The sequence below is a fragment of the Mycolicibacterium sp. HS_4_1 genome, assembly GCF_054515875.1.
Window position 1 is genome coordinate 4,846,967 of the sequence record NZ_CM137261.1, and the last position, 14,416, is coordinate 4,861,382.

Here is a 14,416-nt window from a genome sequence, read left to right on the forward strand (position 1 = left end):
ACGTGCGGGGCGGGGAAATCTCCCCGCGCAACTAGCTAGCGGTAGTCGCTGTACCCGTAGTCATCCAGCGGCACGGCAGCACCGGTGGCCTGGCCGAAGTCCGGGCTGTAGTACTGATCCTCGTAGGACGGGATCGTGTACGCCGCAGCGCGGGCTTCCTCGGTCGGCTGAACCTGGATGTTGCGGTACCGGTTGATACCCGTACCAGCCGGGATCAACTTACCGATGATCACGTTCTCCTTCAGACCCTGCAGCTTGTCGCTACGGCAGTTGATGGCCGCATCGGTCAGCACGCGAGTGGTCTCCTGGAACGACGCCGCCGACAGCCACGAGTCCGTGGCCAGCGATGCCTTCGTGATACCCATCAGCACCGGACGTCCGGCCGCGGGCTCGCCACCCTCGGCCACGACGCGACGGTTCTCGGTCTCGAACTCGCTGCGCTCGGTCAGCGAACCGGGCAGGAACTCCGTCGCACCCGAGTCGATGATCGTCACGCGACGCAGCATCTGCCGGACGATGACCTCGATGTGCTTGTCGTGGATCGACACACCCTGTGCGCGGTAGACCTCCTGGACCTCCTTGACGAGGTGAATCTGCACCTCGCGGGGGCCCTGGACGCGGAGCACCTCGTGGGGGTTCGCCGAACCCTCCATGAGCTGCTGACCGACCTCGACGTGGTCACCATCGGCCAACAGGCGCTCGGTGCCGTCGTCGTGCTTGAAGACGCGCAGGCGACGGTTACGACGCGGCAGCTTGTCGTAGACGACTTCCTCGCCACCATCGTCGGGAACGATGGTGATCTTGTAGAACTTGTCGTCCTCTTCCAGCTGCACCCGGCCGGCCACGTCCGCGATCGGAGCGACGTTGCGGGGCACGCGGGCCTCGAACAGCTCCTGCACGCGGGGCAGACCACCGACGATGTCGGCGCCACCGGTAACACCACCCTGGTGGAAGGTACGCATCGTCAGCTGAGTACCGGGCTCACCGATGGACTGGGCGGCGACGATACCGACGGCCTCACCGATGTCGACCAGCTTGCCGGTGGCCATGCTGCGGCCGTAGCACTTGGCGCAGACGCCGGTGCCGGTGGCACAGGTCAGCACCGAACGCACCTTGACGGTGGCGATTCCCGCCGCCAGCAGGGCCTCGATCGCCGGGTCACCGAGATCGTGACCGCGCTCGACAACGACGTTGCCGTTGGCGTCGACCGCGTCCGTGGCGAGGGTCCGCGCGTAGGCGGACGTCTCGACGTGGGCGTCCCGCACCAGCGAACCGTCGGCCTGGACCTCGGCCAGGGTGACGGTGACGCCGCGCTCGGTCTCACAGTCGGTCTCACGGACGATGACGTCCTGCGACACGTCGACCAGACGACGGGTCAGGTAACCCGAGTCGGCGGTACGCAGAGCGGTATCGGCCAGACCCTTACGAGCACCGTGGGTGTTGATGAAGTACTCCAACACCGTCAAGCCCTCGCGGAAGGACGACTTGATCGGGCGCGGGATGAACTCACCCTTCGGGTTCGTCACCAGACCCTTCATGCCGGCCAGGGTGCGGGTCTGGGTGAGGTTACCGGTGGCGCCCGACTTCACGATCGTGATGATCGGGTTGTCCGCCGGGTAGTAATCCTCCAGAGCCTTACCGACCTCTTCGGTGGCCTGCTGCCAGATCTTGACCAGCGACTCGTTGCGCTCGTCGTGGTTCAGACCACCGCGCTGGTACTTCTTCTCGATCGCGTCGGCCTGACTCTCGTACCGCTCCAGGATCTCCTGCTTCTGCGGCGGCACCAGAACGTCGGCCATCGAGACCGTCACGCCCGAGCGGGTCGCCCAGTGGAAACCGGCGTCCTTCAGCTTGTCGACGGTCTGCGCCACGACGATCATCGGGTAGCGCTCGGCGAGATCGTTGATGATCGCGGCCTGGACCTTCTTGTGCATCTGCTTGTCGACGAACGGGTAGCCCTTCGGCAGCAGCTCGTTGAAGAGCACGCGGCCCAGGGTGGTCTCCGCGGTCCACGCGTCGCCCGGCTTCCAGCCGTTCTCGAACAGCTGGGCCTCGATCTCGGCCGGCGGACGCAGGTGCGTCAGCCGGATCTTGATCTTCGCGCGCACCGACAGCGCACCACGATCCATGGCCATGATGGCCTCGGCCGGGCTGCTGTAGACGCCCTGCTCCGCACTGTCCTTCGTGGCGGCCACGAACTCGCCGGTGTCACCGGGGATTTCGGTGGTCAGGAAGTACAGACCGGTCACCATGTCCAGACGCGGCATGGCGAGCGGACGGCCCGACGCCGGCGACAGGATGTTGTTCGAGGACAGCATCAGGATGCGTGCCTCGGCCTGCGCCTCCGCCGACAGCGGAAGGTGCACGGCCATCTGGTCACCGTCGAAGTCGGCGTTGAACGCCTCACAGACCAGCGGGTGCAGCTGGATGGCCTTACCTTCCACCAGCTGCGGCTCGAAGGCCTGGATACCCAGGCGGTGCAGCGTAGGTGCACGGTTCAGCAGCACCGGGTGCTCGGCGATGACCTCTTCGAGGACATCCCACACCTGGGGACGCTGACGCTCGACCATCCGCTTGGCGCTCTTGATGTTCTGCGCGTGGTTGAGATCGACCAGACGCTTCATCACGAACGGCTTGAACAGCTCGAGGGCCATCAGCTTCGGCAGACCACACTGGTGCAGCTTGAGCTGCGGGCCGACCACGATGACCGAACGGCCCGAGTAGTCGACGCGCTTGCCCAGCAGGTTCTGACGGAACCGGCCCTGCTTGCCCTTGAGCAGATCGGACAGCGACTTGAGCGGACGGTTGCCCGGACCGGTGACCGGCCGGCCACGACGGCCGTTGTCGAACAGCGCGTCCACAGATTCCTGCAGCATGCGCTTCTCGTTGTTGACGATGATCTCGGGCGCACCGAGGTCGATCAGTCGCTTCAACCGGTTGTTGCGGTTGATGACGCGGCGGTACAGGTCGTTCAGGTCGGAGGTCGCGAAGCGGCCACCGTCCAGCTGCACCATCGGGCGCAGCTCCGGCGGGATCACCGGAACGGCGTCGAGCACCATGCCCATGGGCGAGTTGCGGTTCGTCTGGAACGCGGCGACGACCTTCAGACGCTTGAGGGCGCGCAGCTTCTTCTGGCCCTTGCCGTTCTTGATGGTGTCGCGCAGCGACTCGGCCTCGGCGTCGATGTCGAAGGTCTCGATGAGCTTCTTGATCGACTCGGCACCCATGGCGCCGGTGAAGTACTCGCCGTAGCGGTCCTGCAGCTCGCGGTACAGCACCTCGTCGACGATGAGCTGCTTCGGGGCCAGCTTGGTGAAGGTGGTCCAGATTTCGTCGAGCCGGTCCAGCTCACGCTGGGCCCGGTCGCGCAGCTGACGCATCTCGCGCTCGCCACCGTCGCGCACCTTGCGGCGCACGTCGGACTTGGCGCCTTCCTTCTCCAGCTCGGCCAGGTCGGCCTCGAGCTTCTGCGAACGCTCGGCGAGGTCCAGATCGCGCTGATCCTCGACGGCCTTCTTCTCGACGACCATCTCCGCCTCGAGCGTGGACAGCTCGTTGTGCCGCATCTCGGTGTCGACCGAGGTGATCACGTAGGCCGCGAAGTAGATGATCTTTTCCAGATCCTTCGGCGCCAGGTCCAGCAGGTAGCCCAAGCGCGACGGAACGCCCTTGAAGTACCAGATGTGGGTGACCGGAGCGGCCAGCTCGATGTGGCCCATGCGCTCACGACGCACCTTGGCACGAGTCACCTCGACGCCACAGCGCTCGCAGACGATGCCCTTGAAGCGGACGCGCTTGTACTTACCGCAGTAGCACTCCCAGTCGCGAGTCGGTCCGAAGATCTTCTCGCAGAACAGGCCGTCCTTTTCCGGCTTGAGCGTGCGGTAGTTGATGGTCTCCGGCTTCTTGACCTCGCCGAAGGACCAATTACGGATGTCGTCCGCGGTGGCCAGGCCGATGCGGAGTTCATCGAAGAAGTTGACGTCTAGCACGTAACTCCCTTTCCCCTTGCGGGTGTATGAATCAGAAAAAGCTGACTACGAGCGGACGGTTTAGGCGAGGTCTTCAACAGACGCGGACTCGTTCCGCGACAGGTTGATACCCAGGTTCGCGGCAGTGCGTTCCAGGTCCTCGTCGTCGCTGTCCCGCATCTCGATCGCGGCACCGTCGGAAGACAGCACCTCGACGTTGAGGCACAACGACTGGAGTTCCTTGAGCAGAACCTTGAACGACTCCGGGATGCCCGGCTCGGGGATGTTCTCGCCCTTGACGATCGCCTCGTAGACCTTCACGCGACCGACGGTGTCGTCGGACTTGATGGTCAGCAGCTCCTGCAGCGTGTACGCCGCACCGTAGGCCTGCATGGCCCAGCACTCCATCTCACCGAACCGCTGGCCACCGAACTGCGCCTTACCACCGAGCGGCTGCTGGGTGATCATCGAGTACGGGCCGGTCGAACGCGCGTGGATCTTGTCGTCGACCAAGTGGTGCAGCTTCAGGATGTACATGTAACCGACCGTGACCGGGTACGGGAACGGCTCACCGCTGCGACCGTCGAACAACTGCGACTTACCCTGCGCGTTGACCATGACGTCACCGTCACGGTTCGGCAGCGTCGAGCCCAGCAGGCCCTCCAGCTCGCCCTCGCGGGCACCGTCGAACACCGGGGTGGCGACGATGCTGTCCGCCGGGGCACTGTGCATGCCTTCGGGCAGATTCGCTGCCCACTCAGGATATGCACCGCTCGCATCCGCCGGGATTTCCCAGCCCGCCTTGGCGACCCACCCGAGGTGGGTTTCCAGGATCTGGCCGATGTTCATACGACGCGGCACACCGTGGGTGTTCAGGATGATGTCCACCGGGGTGCCGTCAGGCATGAACGGCATGTCCTCCTGCGGGAGGATCTTGCCGATGACGCCCTTGTTGCCGTGGCGGCCGGCGAGCTTGTCACCGTCGGAGATCTTGCGCTTCTGGGCCACGTAGACGCGGACCAGCTCGTTGACACCGGCGGGCAGATCGTCGTCGTCCTCGCGCGAGAACACGCGGACGCCGATGACCTTGCCGGACTCACCGTGCGGCACCTTCAGCGAGGTGTCGCGGACCTCACGGGCCTTCTCACCGAAGATGGCGCGCAGCAGGCGCTCTTCCGGGGTCAGCTCCGTCTCACCCTTCGGGGTGACCTTGCCGACCAGGATGTCGCCGTCACGGACCTCGGCGCCGATGCGGACGATGCCGCGCTCGTCGAGGTCAGCCAGCACCTCGTCGGAGACGTTCGGGATGTCCCGGGTGATCTCCTCGGCGCCCAGCTTGGTGTCGCGGGCATCGATCTCGTGCTCCTCGATGTGGATCGAGGTGAGCACGTCCTGCTCCACGAGCCGCTGGCTCAGGATGATGGCGTCCTCGTAGTTGTGGCCTTCCCACGGCATGACTGCCACGAGCAGGTTCTTGCCGAGGGCCATTTCACCGTTCTCGGTGCAGGGACCGTCGGCGATGACCTGGCCGGCCTCCACACGCTGCCCCGAGTCCACGATCGGGCGCTGGTTGGCGCACGTGCCGTGGTTCGAGCGGTTGAACTTGCGCATCCGGTAGGTGTGCCGCGAGCCGTCGTCAGCCATGACGGTGACGTAGTCGGCGGAGACCTCCTCGATGACACCGGACTTGTCGGCCACGACGACGTCACCGGCGTCGATGGCGGCACGCAGCTCCATGCCGGTACCGACCAGCGGAGCCTCGCTGCGCACCAGCGGAACCGCCTGACGCTGCATGTTCGCACCCATGAGGGCACGGTTCGCGTCGTCGTGCTCGAGGAACGGGATCATCGCGGTCGCGACCGACACCATCTGGCGCGGCGAGACGTCCATGTAGTCGACGTCGGTCGCCGAGACGAACTCGACCTCGCCGCCCTTACGACGGACGAGAATCTTCTCCTCGGTGAAGTGACCATCCGCGTCCAGCGGCGAGTTGGCCTGCGCCACGACGTGGCGGTCCTCCTCGTCGGCGGTCAGGTAGTCGATCTGGTCGGTGACCACACCGTCGGTGACCTTGCGGTACGGGGTCTCGATGAAGCCGAACGGGTTCACCCGCGCGTACACCGACAGCGAGCCGATCAGACCGATGTTCGGGCCTTCAGGGGTCTCGATGGGGCACATGCGGCCGTAGTGCGACGAGTGGACGTCGCGGACCTCGAGGCCGGCGCGCTCACGGGACAGACCACCGGGGCCCAGCGCCGACAGACGACGCTTGTGGGTCAGACCCGACAGCGGGTTGTTCTGGTCCATGAACTGCGACAGCTGGCTGGTTCCGAAGAACTCCTTGATCGCCGCCACGACGGGACGGATGTTGATCAGGGTCTGCGGGGTGATCGCCTCGACGTCCTGGGTGGTCATGCGCTCACGCACGACGCGCTCCATCCGCGACAGGCCGACCCGGATCTGGTTCTGGATCAGCTCGCCCACGGTACGCAGACGACGGTTGCCGAAGTGGTCGATGTCGTCGACCTCGACGGGAACCTCAACACCACCAGGCGCCGTCATTTTCGTGTCACCGTCGTGCAGGCGCACCAGGTACTCGATGGTGGCGACGATGTCCTCTTCGGTCAGCGTCGTCGCGGTCACCTGAGCCGGGTTGCCGTCGTGCAGGCCCAGCTTCTTGTTGACCTTGTACCGGCCCACGCGGGCCAGGTCGTAACGCTTCTCCTTGAAGAACAGGTTCTCCAGCAGGGTCTGCGCCGACTCCTTGGTCGGGGGCTCGCCCGGGCGCAGCTTCCGGTAGATGTCCAGCAGGGCCTCGTCGGGACCGGCGGTCGGGTCCTTCTCGAGGGTGCCCATCATGATCTCGGAGAAGCCGAAGCGCTCGCGGATCTGCTCGTTGGTCCAGCCCAGCGCCTTCAGCAGCACGGTGACCGGCTGACGGCGCTTGCGGTCGATGCGGACACCGACGGTGTCGCGCTTGTCGACGTCGAACTCCAGCCACGCACCGCGGCCCGGGATGACCTTGACGCTGTGCAGGGTCTTCTCGGTGGCCTTGTCGATGGACTCGTCGAAGTACACACCCGGCGAACGGACCAGCTGCGAGACGACGACGCGCTCGGTGCCGTTGATGATGAAGGTGCCCTTTTCGGTCATCATCGGGAAGTCACCCATGAAGACCGTCTGGCTCTTGATCTCGCCGGTGGTGTTGTTGATGAACTCGGCCGTGACGAACAGCGGGGCCGCGTACGTCTGGTCCTTTTCCTTGCACTCGTCGACCGGGGCCTTGACCTCGTCGAAGCGCGGGTCGGAGAAGCTCAGCGACAGGGTGCCGGCGAAGTCCTCGATGGGCGACAGCTCGGCGAGGACCTCTTCGAGGCCACCGACGGGGTTGATGTCGCCGCGATCCACTGCCTTCGCCCGCCAGCGGTCGGAACCGATCAGCCATTCGAAGGAATCCGTCTGTACGTCGAGCAAGCCCGGAACCTCAAGCGGTTCGCGCAGCTTCGCGAACGAGACTCGGTTCGGCGCTCCTGGGACGGAGTTGTTGGAATCTACTGACTTGCTCTCGCGAGAGGCTGCCAAGATGCGTCCTTCCAGCACCTGATGCGAACATTTCGGGGCCGGTCGAAACCGGTCCGAATTGCCGCTGTATCTGCTTCGGTCCGGCTGGCGTTCTCACAGTCCGGGCCTTACAAGACACACGGCACGCGTCTAGATCACCGAGCAACGCTCAGGCTAGAAGGTGTCAGGTGCGGGTGAGGTGGGCAGGATGCAGCCAGCGCAACGTCCAACATTAGCGCAGGACGGCGCATTCCTCAACCACGGCATGTTTGATCAAGGGTTGGATCGACTGACGCTGGCTGGCGTTCGGAATCCTCGAATACATGCTGCCCAACAGATTGGCCCGTTTGCGGGCGTCAGTCAAGACTTGCCACGCTGTTTGGTGTGGAGTTTTGCCGGCAAATGGCGAACCGGGGCGCTCACATCGTGACGCAGCAGGTCCCGCGGCGCCAGTCGCACGCCGCCAGGTGCGGACGCGCCGTGACCAAGATCACCGACCCCCCGCTCGCGCAGTGCCCTCGAACGTGCGCTCAGCGCCCGATTGCGCGGTCTGGCGGCACCCCCACCAACGAAATCGCGCCCGGGCTGATTCAGCCCGGGCGCGATTTTCGACGTGCTGCGGATCAGGCCCGCGGAATCTGCGCGGTCACCGGGTCGTCGGCACCGCGGCCGGTCTTCTCGAGGTCCTCGAGGATGGCGGCCTGCGCGGCCGGGGGCAGGGTGTGCAGAATCGAGCGCACGCGAGCCTGACGACGAGCCACGGCCTGACGCACCGGCATCCCCGGGGTCACCTCGATCTGCGGCGGCACCCCCTCGACCTCTTCGACACCACCATCAGCGTGACCCAGATCCGACGCGGCCTGCTCAGCAGCAGCAGTCGCGGCGTCCTTCTCCTCCGACATACCGATCGGACCGATACGACGACCGTTGAGGAACTGCTTGACCGCCGGCTCCTCACTGGTCAACAACACCTCACGAGGCCCGAACATCACCAAATGCTTGCGGTACAGCATGCCGATGTTGTCCGGCACCGTCCGCACCACATTGATGTTGTGCGTCACGATCAAAATGGTCGCGTCGATCTGGGCGTTGATGTCGATCAGCAACTGCGACAGATAAGCGGTACGCACCGGGTCCAGACCGGAGTCCGGCTCGTCGACCAGGATGATCTTCGGATCCAACACCAGGGCCCGGGCCAGGCCGGCACGCTTACGCATACCACCGGAAATCTCACCCGGGAACTTGTGACCGTCGTTGGGCATACCCACGATGTCGAGCTTTTCCATGACGATCTTGCGGATCTCGGACTCGGACTTCTTGGTGTGCTCACGCAGCGGGAACGCCGTATTGTCGTAGATGTTCATCGAGCCGAACAGCGCACCGTCCTGGAACAGCACACCGAACAGCGTCCGGATCTCGTAGAGCTCCTTGGCCGAGCACTCGATGATGTTGGTGCCGTCGATGACGATCGAACCGCGCTCAGGACGCAGCAAACCGATCAGCGACTTCAAGAACACCGACTTACCGGTACCGGACGGACCCAGCATGACGCTGACCTCACCGGCGGGGATGGTCAACGTGACGTCTTCCCAGATCTTCGACGACCCAAAGGACTTACTCAGTCCCGTCACGTCGATTTGGACGCCCATATGAGATCCCTTCCGCCAGCGCTCGCGCGCCATTTGCTGCCCTGCCTGTGGCTTGAGTCACTGTAGCGCATCGGTTGCCGTCCGAGACACGGTGTTCCAACTATCGGACCGCCCGATTGCGAGCCCCGTCCGGCCAACCGGAGCCAACTACGTCATCATCGCCGCCACCGTCCGGAATGCCCCGCTTTATAACCTCTGAAAAGCGAAATCCCCCGGAGTCCGCAAGGGACTCCGGGGGAAAACGTCAGTTCTGGCGAACTTACTTGACGGACACCGAAGCGCCGGCGGCCTCGAGCTTGGCCTTGGCGTCCTCGGCAGCTTCCTTGCTGACCTTCTCCAGCAGCGGCTTGGGGGCGCCGTCGACCAGGTCCTTGGCTTCCTTCAGGCCCAGGCCGGAAACGATCTCGCGGACGACCTTGATGACGCCGATCTTCTTGTCGCCGGCACCCTCGAGGATGACGTCGAACTCGGACTGCTCTTCAGCAGCCTCGGCGGGAGCAGCAGCGCCACCAACGGCGGCAACGGCGACCGGAGCAGCAGCGGTGACGTCGAAGGTCTCCTCGAACTGCTTCACGAACTCCGAGAGCTCCAGCAGGGTCATTTCCTTGAACGCGTCGAGCAGTTCTTCAGTGGACAGCTTGGCCATGTGAATGGTCCTTCCTTGGTTTTTTGTTTGGTTGATCTAGATGGATCAGGCAGCCGACTCGGCGGCCTTCTTGTCCTGCAGAGCGGCGGCCAGGCGAGCGACCTGGGACGCGGGCGCAACGAACAGCGCCGCGGCCTGGGACTGCTTCGCCTTGAGGGCGCCGGCCAGCTTGGACAGCAGCACTTCGCGCGACTCGAGGTCGGCGATCTTCTCGACCTGGGCCACGGACAGCGCAGCGCCGTCCATGTAGCCGCCCTTGATGACGAGCTGCTTGTGATCCTTCGCGAACTTCTTGAGTGCCTTCGCGGCATCGACCGGCTCGCCGGTGATGAACGCGATGGCGGTCGGACCTGCGAACAGGTCGTCGAGGCCTTCGATCCCGGCCTCCGAGGCGGCGCGCTTGACCAGGGTGTTCTTGGCGACCGTGTAGGTCGTCGAAGCACCGAGGGAACGACGCAGCTCGGCGAGATTGGCAACCGTCAGACCGCGGTACTCGGTCACGACAGTGGCCGTCGAGGCCTTGAACTGTTCGGCGATGTCAGCGACCGCAGTGGCTTTATCAGCCGTGGCCATACATGCCTCCTTGTGGTGTGTTCATCCGCCCACTGGAGACTGCCGGGGATTCGGTCCGGAAATGCAAAGCGCCCCGACACAGAAAGGTCGGGGCGCGCAGAATCAAAACTCTGAAAACCTCGTCCTCCTGCGTGGGCCGCCCGGAAATCCGGGACCTTCAACCGATTGCCGAGCTGCTTACTCTTTCGCGCAAGCGCTCATCGGTGACCGACGGTCTTCGGTGGAACTGGATCAGAGTAGCCGATGGCCTGCCGATCAGCCAAAACGACGACTTCGTACCTCACGGCCGGCCGGGGCGAACCTCATCCAGGGTCGGCAGCTGCCACTGCCGGCCCTGCTCGAGATCGAAGCTCATCGGCTGGTATCGCAGCATGCCGGTGCCCGGGTACGGGGTGTACTCGCCGAACCAGACATCGCCGTCGACGGCATAGAGGTCGACGCGGACGAAGTCCCAGTCGGCGCCCAGCACGCTCGCGATCTCCAGCATCTTGTCCAGCTCGACTGGCCGCTCCTCGACGGCGATCCGGTGGATCCGCCAGCGCACGGGCAGCGGGCGCCAGTCGGCGTCCAAGAAGGTAGTGGTCTGTTTCTTGTCGAACCGGCCGCGATTGACCTGGATCAGTTCGACGCGGCCACGAAAGACAAAGAACTTGTAGTCGACGGGCGGCCGGCCGTCGGGGGTGGGGATGCGTTCCTCGATGAGGAGCAGCGGGCGGGCTTGGCTGTATCCCCACTCGCCGAGTTCCAGCGGTGTGCGTTCGAACCAGCGCTCCGTCCGGTTCCGCAGACTCTGCAGGTCGGTGTGCGCATCCGGGCCGAAGAGCGCGTGACCGCTGCTGTGATTCGGTTTGAGGACCCACGGCGGCAGTGTCGTCAGATCCGGCGCCTCCCGCAGGTCGGTGCCGGACCAGTATGTGGCGGGGATGCGCAGATTGGCGCCCGGATAGGCCGCCCGGGCCATCTCCTTCATCCATATCTTGTCGCAGGCCTTGACGATCCGGTCCCGACGATCGTTGAAGATGCGCCAGTTCACCTTCTCGTTGAACGTCGCCGGCTCGGTGAAGTTGCCCCATCGCCGGATCATGAGGAGATAGAGCACTTTACGCATCATGAGCAGCGGGATCAGTGCGACCAGGCGGCGACGCACGGCGGCCGGCCACTTGCTCAGCCGCATCACATCGCTCCGACCAGTGCGGCTGAGCTGGTCAGGTAGCCGCCGCGACGGAAGAATGCGTCGCCGGCGTGTTCGGCGCCGTCGGCCGTGCGGACGCGGGTGATCACCAGCGCCCGGTTCTGGCCGCGGTGCGCGCCCGGCCCGGATACCACGGCGCCGCCGCCTTCCTGCACGATCACGCGGCCGGGCGATCCGCCGTAGCGGATTTCGGAGACCTTGGCGTCGAGCACTTCGATCCGTTCGCCGCGGTAGAAGGTGAACGCGCGCGGGTAGGGGTCCGACAGCGCACGGACGAGCCGTTCCAGGTCTTCGGCGGGCCAGCTCCAGTCGATCAGGCTGTCGCGCTCGGAACGCTTGTGGAAGTAGGTCCGCTCCGACTTCTCTTGGGGCCGCCAGTGCGCGGTACCGGTTTCCAGCGCGGTGAGCGCCTCGTCCAGGGCGCCCGGGATGAGGTCGATGCCGCGCATCACCAGTTCGGTGCCCGTGTCGGCGGGTCCGATGGGCAGCAAGTGCTGGACCAGGATGTCGCCGGCGTCGAGTTCGGAGTTCATGCGGTGGATGGTCAGCCCGATCTCGGATTCACCGCTGATCAGCGACCACAACACCGGCGAGAAACCGGTGCTCTTCGGCAGCAGGGAGTCGTGCATGTTCAGCGTCCCGTACGGCGGCAGGTCGTACAGCTCCTCCGTCATGCGCGTGTACCAACTGTTGACGACGATGACGTCGGGCTCGGCTCGCTTGACCACGTCGATGGTCTCGTGGTCGGCCCGCGCGGTCAGGTGGACCGGGATGTCGTGGGCCCGGGCGAGCTCCTCGACCGAATCCGAGAAGATCGCCTTGTATGACTCCGTGCTGGTCGGATGCGTGACCACCGTCGGCACCTCGTGTCCCAGATCGAGCAGCGCCTGCAGCGTCTTGACCCCCCACGTCTGGAAACCGAAGAAGACGACGCGCATGCCACTACCTCACTAAGTCTGAGTCTGCTGCGGACCGGAGCGATGCGCACCGACCGGCTATCAAGATCAACTTAGCTAAGTCTTACCTAAAATTGTGATCTACCTGTGAGCCTTGGCTCACAGCCCGTCATCCAAGCAGCGCCACCAGGACAAACACGCCAAGCAGTACCGCGACCCGGAGCCAGTGCAGGCGGTCCCAGCGGTGGGCCAGTTCCCGGCTGGTCGGCGCCTCGTCGGGGCCGGCGCCCGCCCACGCCGCGACCCGGTTGTTGATCGGAACCAGCGCGGTCAGCGACAGGACCATCACCACGGCCATCAACACCAGCGCGGCGATGGCAAGTGGCACCGGCGCGAGTGCCGCATCGGCGACCAGCAGCGCCGCTGCGGTGGCGTACCAGAAAGGCATCACCGCACCGAGGATCCGGCTGCCGGCGGCTCGCGCCTGGCGGTAAGCGTCGTCGGGCAGCTGTTCCAGAACTGGGTTGGTGAATGCGGCGACGCCGAACTCGACGCCGACGAGCGTGCCGACGACGAGCACCGTGAGAATCTGCGCAAGACGTTCCATGGCATCGAGCCTGGTCACTACACTGCCAAATAACAAGGTACTGACAAATTAGTCAGCAGATGAGCATCGAGGAGTCCGGTCATGGCGGTGTCGAAGAAGGAGATCGGCGAGTGCCCCATCGATGCGGCACTGTCGGTGATCGACGGCCGGTGGAAAGGCACCATCTTGTGGCGACTCGCGGACGGGCCGATGCGCACCGCGGAGCTTCGCCGCAGCATTCCCGAGATCACGGAGCGCATGCTCATCCGGCATCTGCATGAACTGGTGGCCGACGGCATCATCGAGCGCCACGACGCGGGCACGGTGCCGCCGTGCGTGCACTATTCGATCTCCGCATACGGCAAGACGCTGGGACCGGTACTCGGCGCGCTGTGCGACTGGGGCCGAAAGGACATGGCGCGCCGCGCCGCTCAGGACCGCCACAACGCGGCAGCACCGACCAGTCCGGCGTCACCGCCGAGTTCTGCCGGTACCACCCGCAGGCCGCGCAGGAAACTCAATCCGGCGTAGCGGGGCAGCGCCGCCCGCAGCGGGCCGAACAACAGTTCCCCCGCATTCGCCACGCCGCCGCCGATGATCACCAGGTCCAGATCACAGACCGCTGCCGCTGACGCGATGGCGACAGCGATCGCACCGGCACCCCGTGTAAAGGCCTGCACCGCAATCGGATCCCCACGGCGGGCCGCCTCGGCCAGCGCCTTCGCGTCGGCGTCCGGCGGCGCCTCCCAACCGTGCTCGTGCGCCCACCGCGCCAAGTGCGGACCCGAGGCCACCGCCTCGACGCAGCCCTGTCCGCCGCACGCACAGTGCGGGCCGTCGGGTTCCACCACGACGTGCCCGATGTGTCCGGCATTGCCGGTGCGACCCAGGTAGGGCACACCGCCCTGCACCAGACCACCGCCGATGCCGGTCGACACCACCATGCCGAGCAGGAACTGCGACCCCCGACCGGCTCCGCGCCAGTGCTCGCCCATGGCCAGGCATACGACGTCGCCGGCAAGCCGGACCGGCAAGCTGGTGCGCTGCGCGAGCCTGTGCACCAATGGAAATTGCCGCCAGGCAACGATATTGAGCGGACTGACGGTTCCCGCGACCGTATCGATCGGACCGGCACACCCAGCGCCCACGGCCCGCAGCGGGCGCCCGTCGGCAGCGGCAAGCGCGCTTGAGATCAACGCATCGACCGTCGCCCACACCTGCTCGCTGTCCGCGTGCGGTGTCGGCAGCTGCTCGCGGTGCACGAGTACGCCGTCCGGGTCGACGAGGGCCACGGCGATCTTGGTGCCGCCGATGTCGAGGGCGAGAGTCAGTTCGGGCATCG

Annotated in this window: 10 protein-coding genes; 1 reads left to right on the forward strand and 9 read right to left on the reverse strand. The window is 65.3% G+C overall.

The features are described 5' to 3' along the window. Positions 1-35: 35 nt before the first annotated feature. From ACX12F_RS23455 to ACX12F_RS23490, 8 genes are all read right to left on the reverse strand, one after another. The gene (locus ACX12F_RS23455) at positions 36-3,992 is read right to left on the reverse strand and encodes a DNA-directed RNA polymerase subunit beta' (RefSeq protein ID WP_459366694.1); all 3,957 of its coding nucleotides are present in this window, start codon (positions 3,990-3,992) and stop codon (positions 36-38) included. 60 nt (positions 3,993-4,052) lie between these two features. Next, positions 4,053-7,571 (reverse strand): DNA-directed RNA polymerase subunit beta, encoded by a 3,519-nt coding sequence (gene rpoB, locus ACX12F_RS23460; protein WP_459366695.1) that lies wholly within the window; start codon positions 7,569-7,571, stop codon positions 4,053-4,055. Positions 7,572-8,155: 584 nt separating this feature from the next. Beyond that, the gene (locus ACX12F_RS23465) at positions 8,156-9,181 is read right to left on the reverse strand and encodes an ABC transporter ATP-binding protein (RefSeq protein ID WP_459366696.1); all 1,026 of its coding nucleotides are present in this window, start codon (positions 9,179-9,181) and stop codon (positions 8,156-8,158) included. 259 nt (positions 9,182-9,440) lie between these two features. After that, complete coding sequence (rplL, locus tag ACX12F_RS23470) at positions 9,441-9,827, reverse strand: 50S ribosomal protein L7/L12 (RefSeq protein ID WP_133759538.1); 387 nt, start codon at positions 9,825-9,827, stop codon at positions 9,441-9,443. Between the two features lie 45 nt (positions 9,828-9,872). After that, positions 9,873-10,400 carry a 50S ribosomal protein L10 gene (gene rplJ, locus ACX12F_RS23475; RefSeq protein ID WP_418004974.1) on the reverse strand — a complete coding sequence of 176 codons (528 nt, stop codon included), beginning with the start codon at positions 10,398-10,400 and terminating at the stop codon, positions 9,873-9,875. 280 nt (positions 10,401-10,680) lie between these two features. Continuing rightward, complete coding sequence (locus ACX12F_RS23480; protein WP_459366697.1) at positions 10,681-11,574, reverse strand: ATP-grasp fold amidoligase family protein; 894 nt, start codon at positions 11,572-11,574, stop codon at positions 10,681-10,683. Then, complete coding sequence (locus ACX12F_RS23485) at positions 11,574-12,530, reverse strand: methionyl-tRNA formyltransferase (protein ID WP_459366698.1); 957 nt, start codon at positions 12,528-12,530, stop codon at positions 11,574-11,576. The genes ACX12F_RS23480 and ACX12F_RS23485 overlap by 1 nt, the downstream gene beginning before the upstream one ends. A 127-nt stretch (positions 12,531-12,657) precedes the next feature. Next, positions 12,658-13,095, reverse strand: coding sequence for an anthrone oxygenase family protein (locus tag ACX12F_RS23490; protein WP_459366699.1), 438 nt, complete (start codon positions 13,093-13,095; stop codon positions 12,658-12,660). Between the two features lie 81 nt (positions 13,096-13,176). On the opposite strand from ACX12F_RS23490, the gene ACX12F_RS23495 reads away from it, so the two are divergent. After that, positions 13,177-13,605, forward strand: a complete 429-nt coding sequence (locus tag ACX12F_RS23495; RefSeq protein WP_459366700.1) for a winged helix-turn-helix transcriptional regulator — start codon at positions 13,177-13,179, stop codon at positions 13,603-13,605. Here ACX12F_RS23495 and ACX12F_RS23500 read toward each other — a convergent pair. Beyond that, complete coding sequence (locus ACX12F_RS23500; RefSeq protein ID WP_459366701.1) at positions 13,506-14,414, reverse strand: ROK family protein; 909 nt, start codon at positions 14,412-14,414, stop codon at positions 13,506-13,508. The genes ACX12F_RS23495 and ACX12F_RS23500 overlap by 100 nt on opposite strands. Positions 14,415-14,416: the final 2 nt, after the last annotated feature.

Excerpts from the sequence above, each read along its gene's own strand:
- ACX12F_RS23465 (WP_459366696.1), bottom strand. The coding sequence starts at position 9,181 with ATGGGCGTCCAAATCGACGTGACGGGACTGAGTAAGTCCTTTGGGTCG.
- rplL (WP_133759538.1), bottom strand. The coding sequence starts at position 9,827 with ATGGCCAAGCTGTCCACTGAAGAACTGCTCGACGCGTTCAAGGAAATG.
- rplJ (WP_418004974.1), bottom strand. The coding sequence starts at position 10,400 with ATGGCCACGGCTGATAAAGCCACTGCGGTCGCTGACATCGCCGAACAG.
- ACX12F_RS23480 (WP_459366697.1), bottom strand. The coding sequence starts at position 11,574 with ATGCGGCTGAGCAAGTGGCCGGCCGCCGTGCGTCGCCGCCTGGTCGCA.
- ACX12F_RS23485 (WP_459366698.1), bottom strand. The coding sequence starts at position 12,530 with ATGCGCGTCGTCTTCTTCGGTTTCCAGACGTGGGGGGTCAAGACGCTG.
- ACX12F_RS23490 (WP_459366699.1), bottom strand. The coding sequence starts at position 13,095 with ATGGAACGTCTTGCGCAGATTCTCACGGTGCTCGTCGTCGGCACGCTC.
- ACX12F_RS23495 (WP_459366700.1), top strand. The coding sequence starts at position 13,177 with ATGGCGGTGTCGAAGAAGGAGATCGGCGAGTGCCCCATCGATGCGGCA.
- ACX12F_RS23500 (WP_459366701.1), bottom strand. The coding sequence starts at position 14,414 with ATGCCCGAACTGACTCTCGCCCTCGACATCGGCGGCACCAAGATCGCC.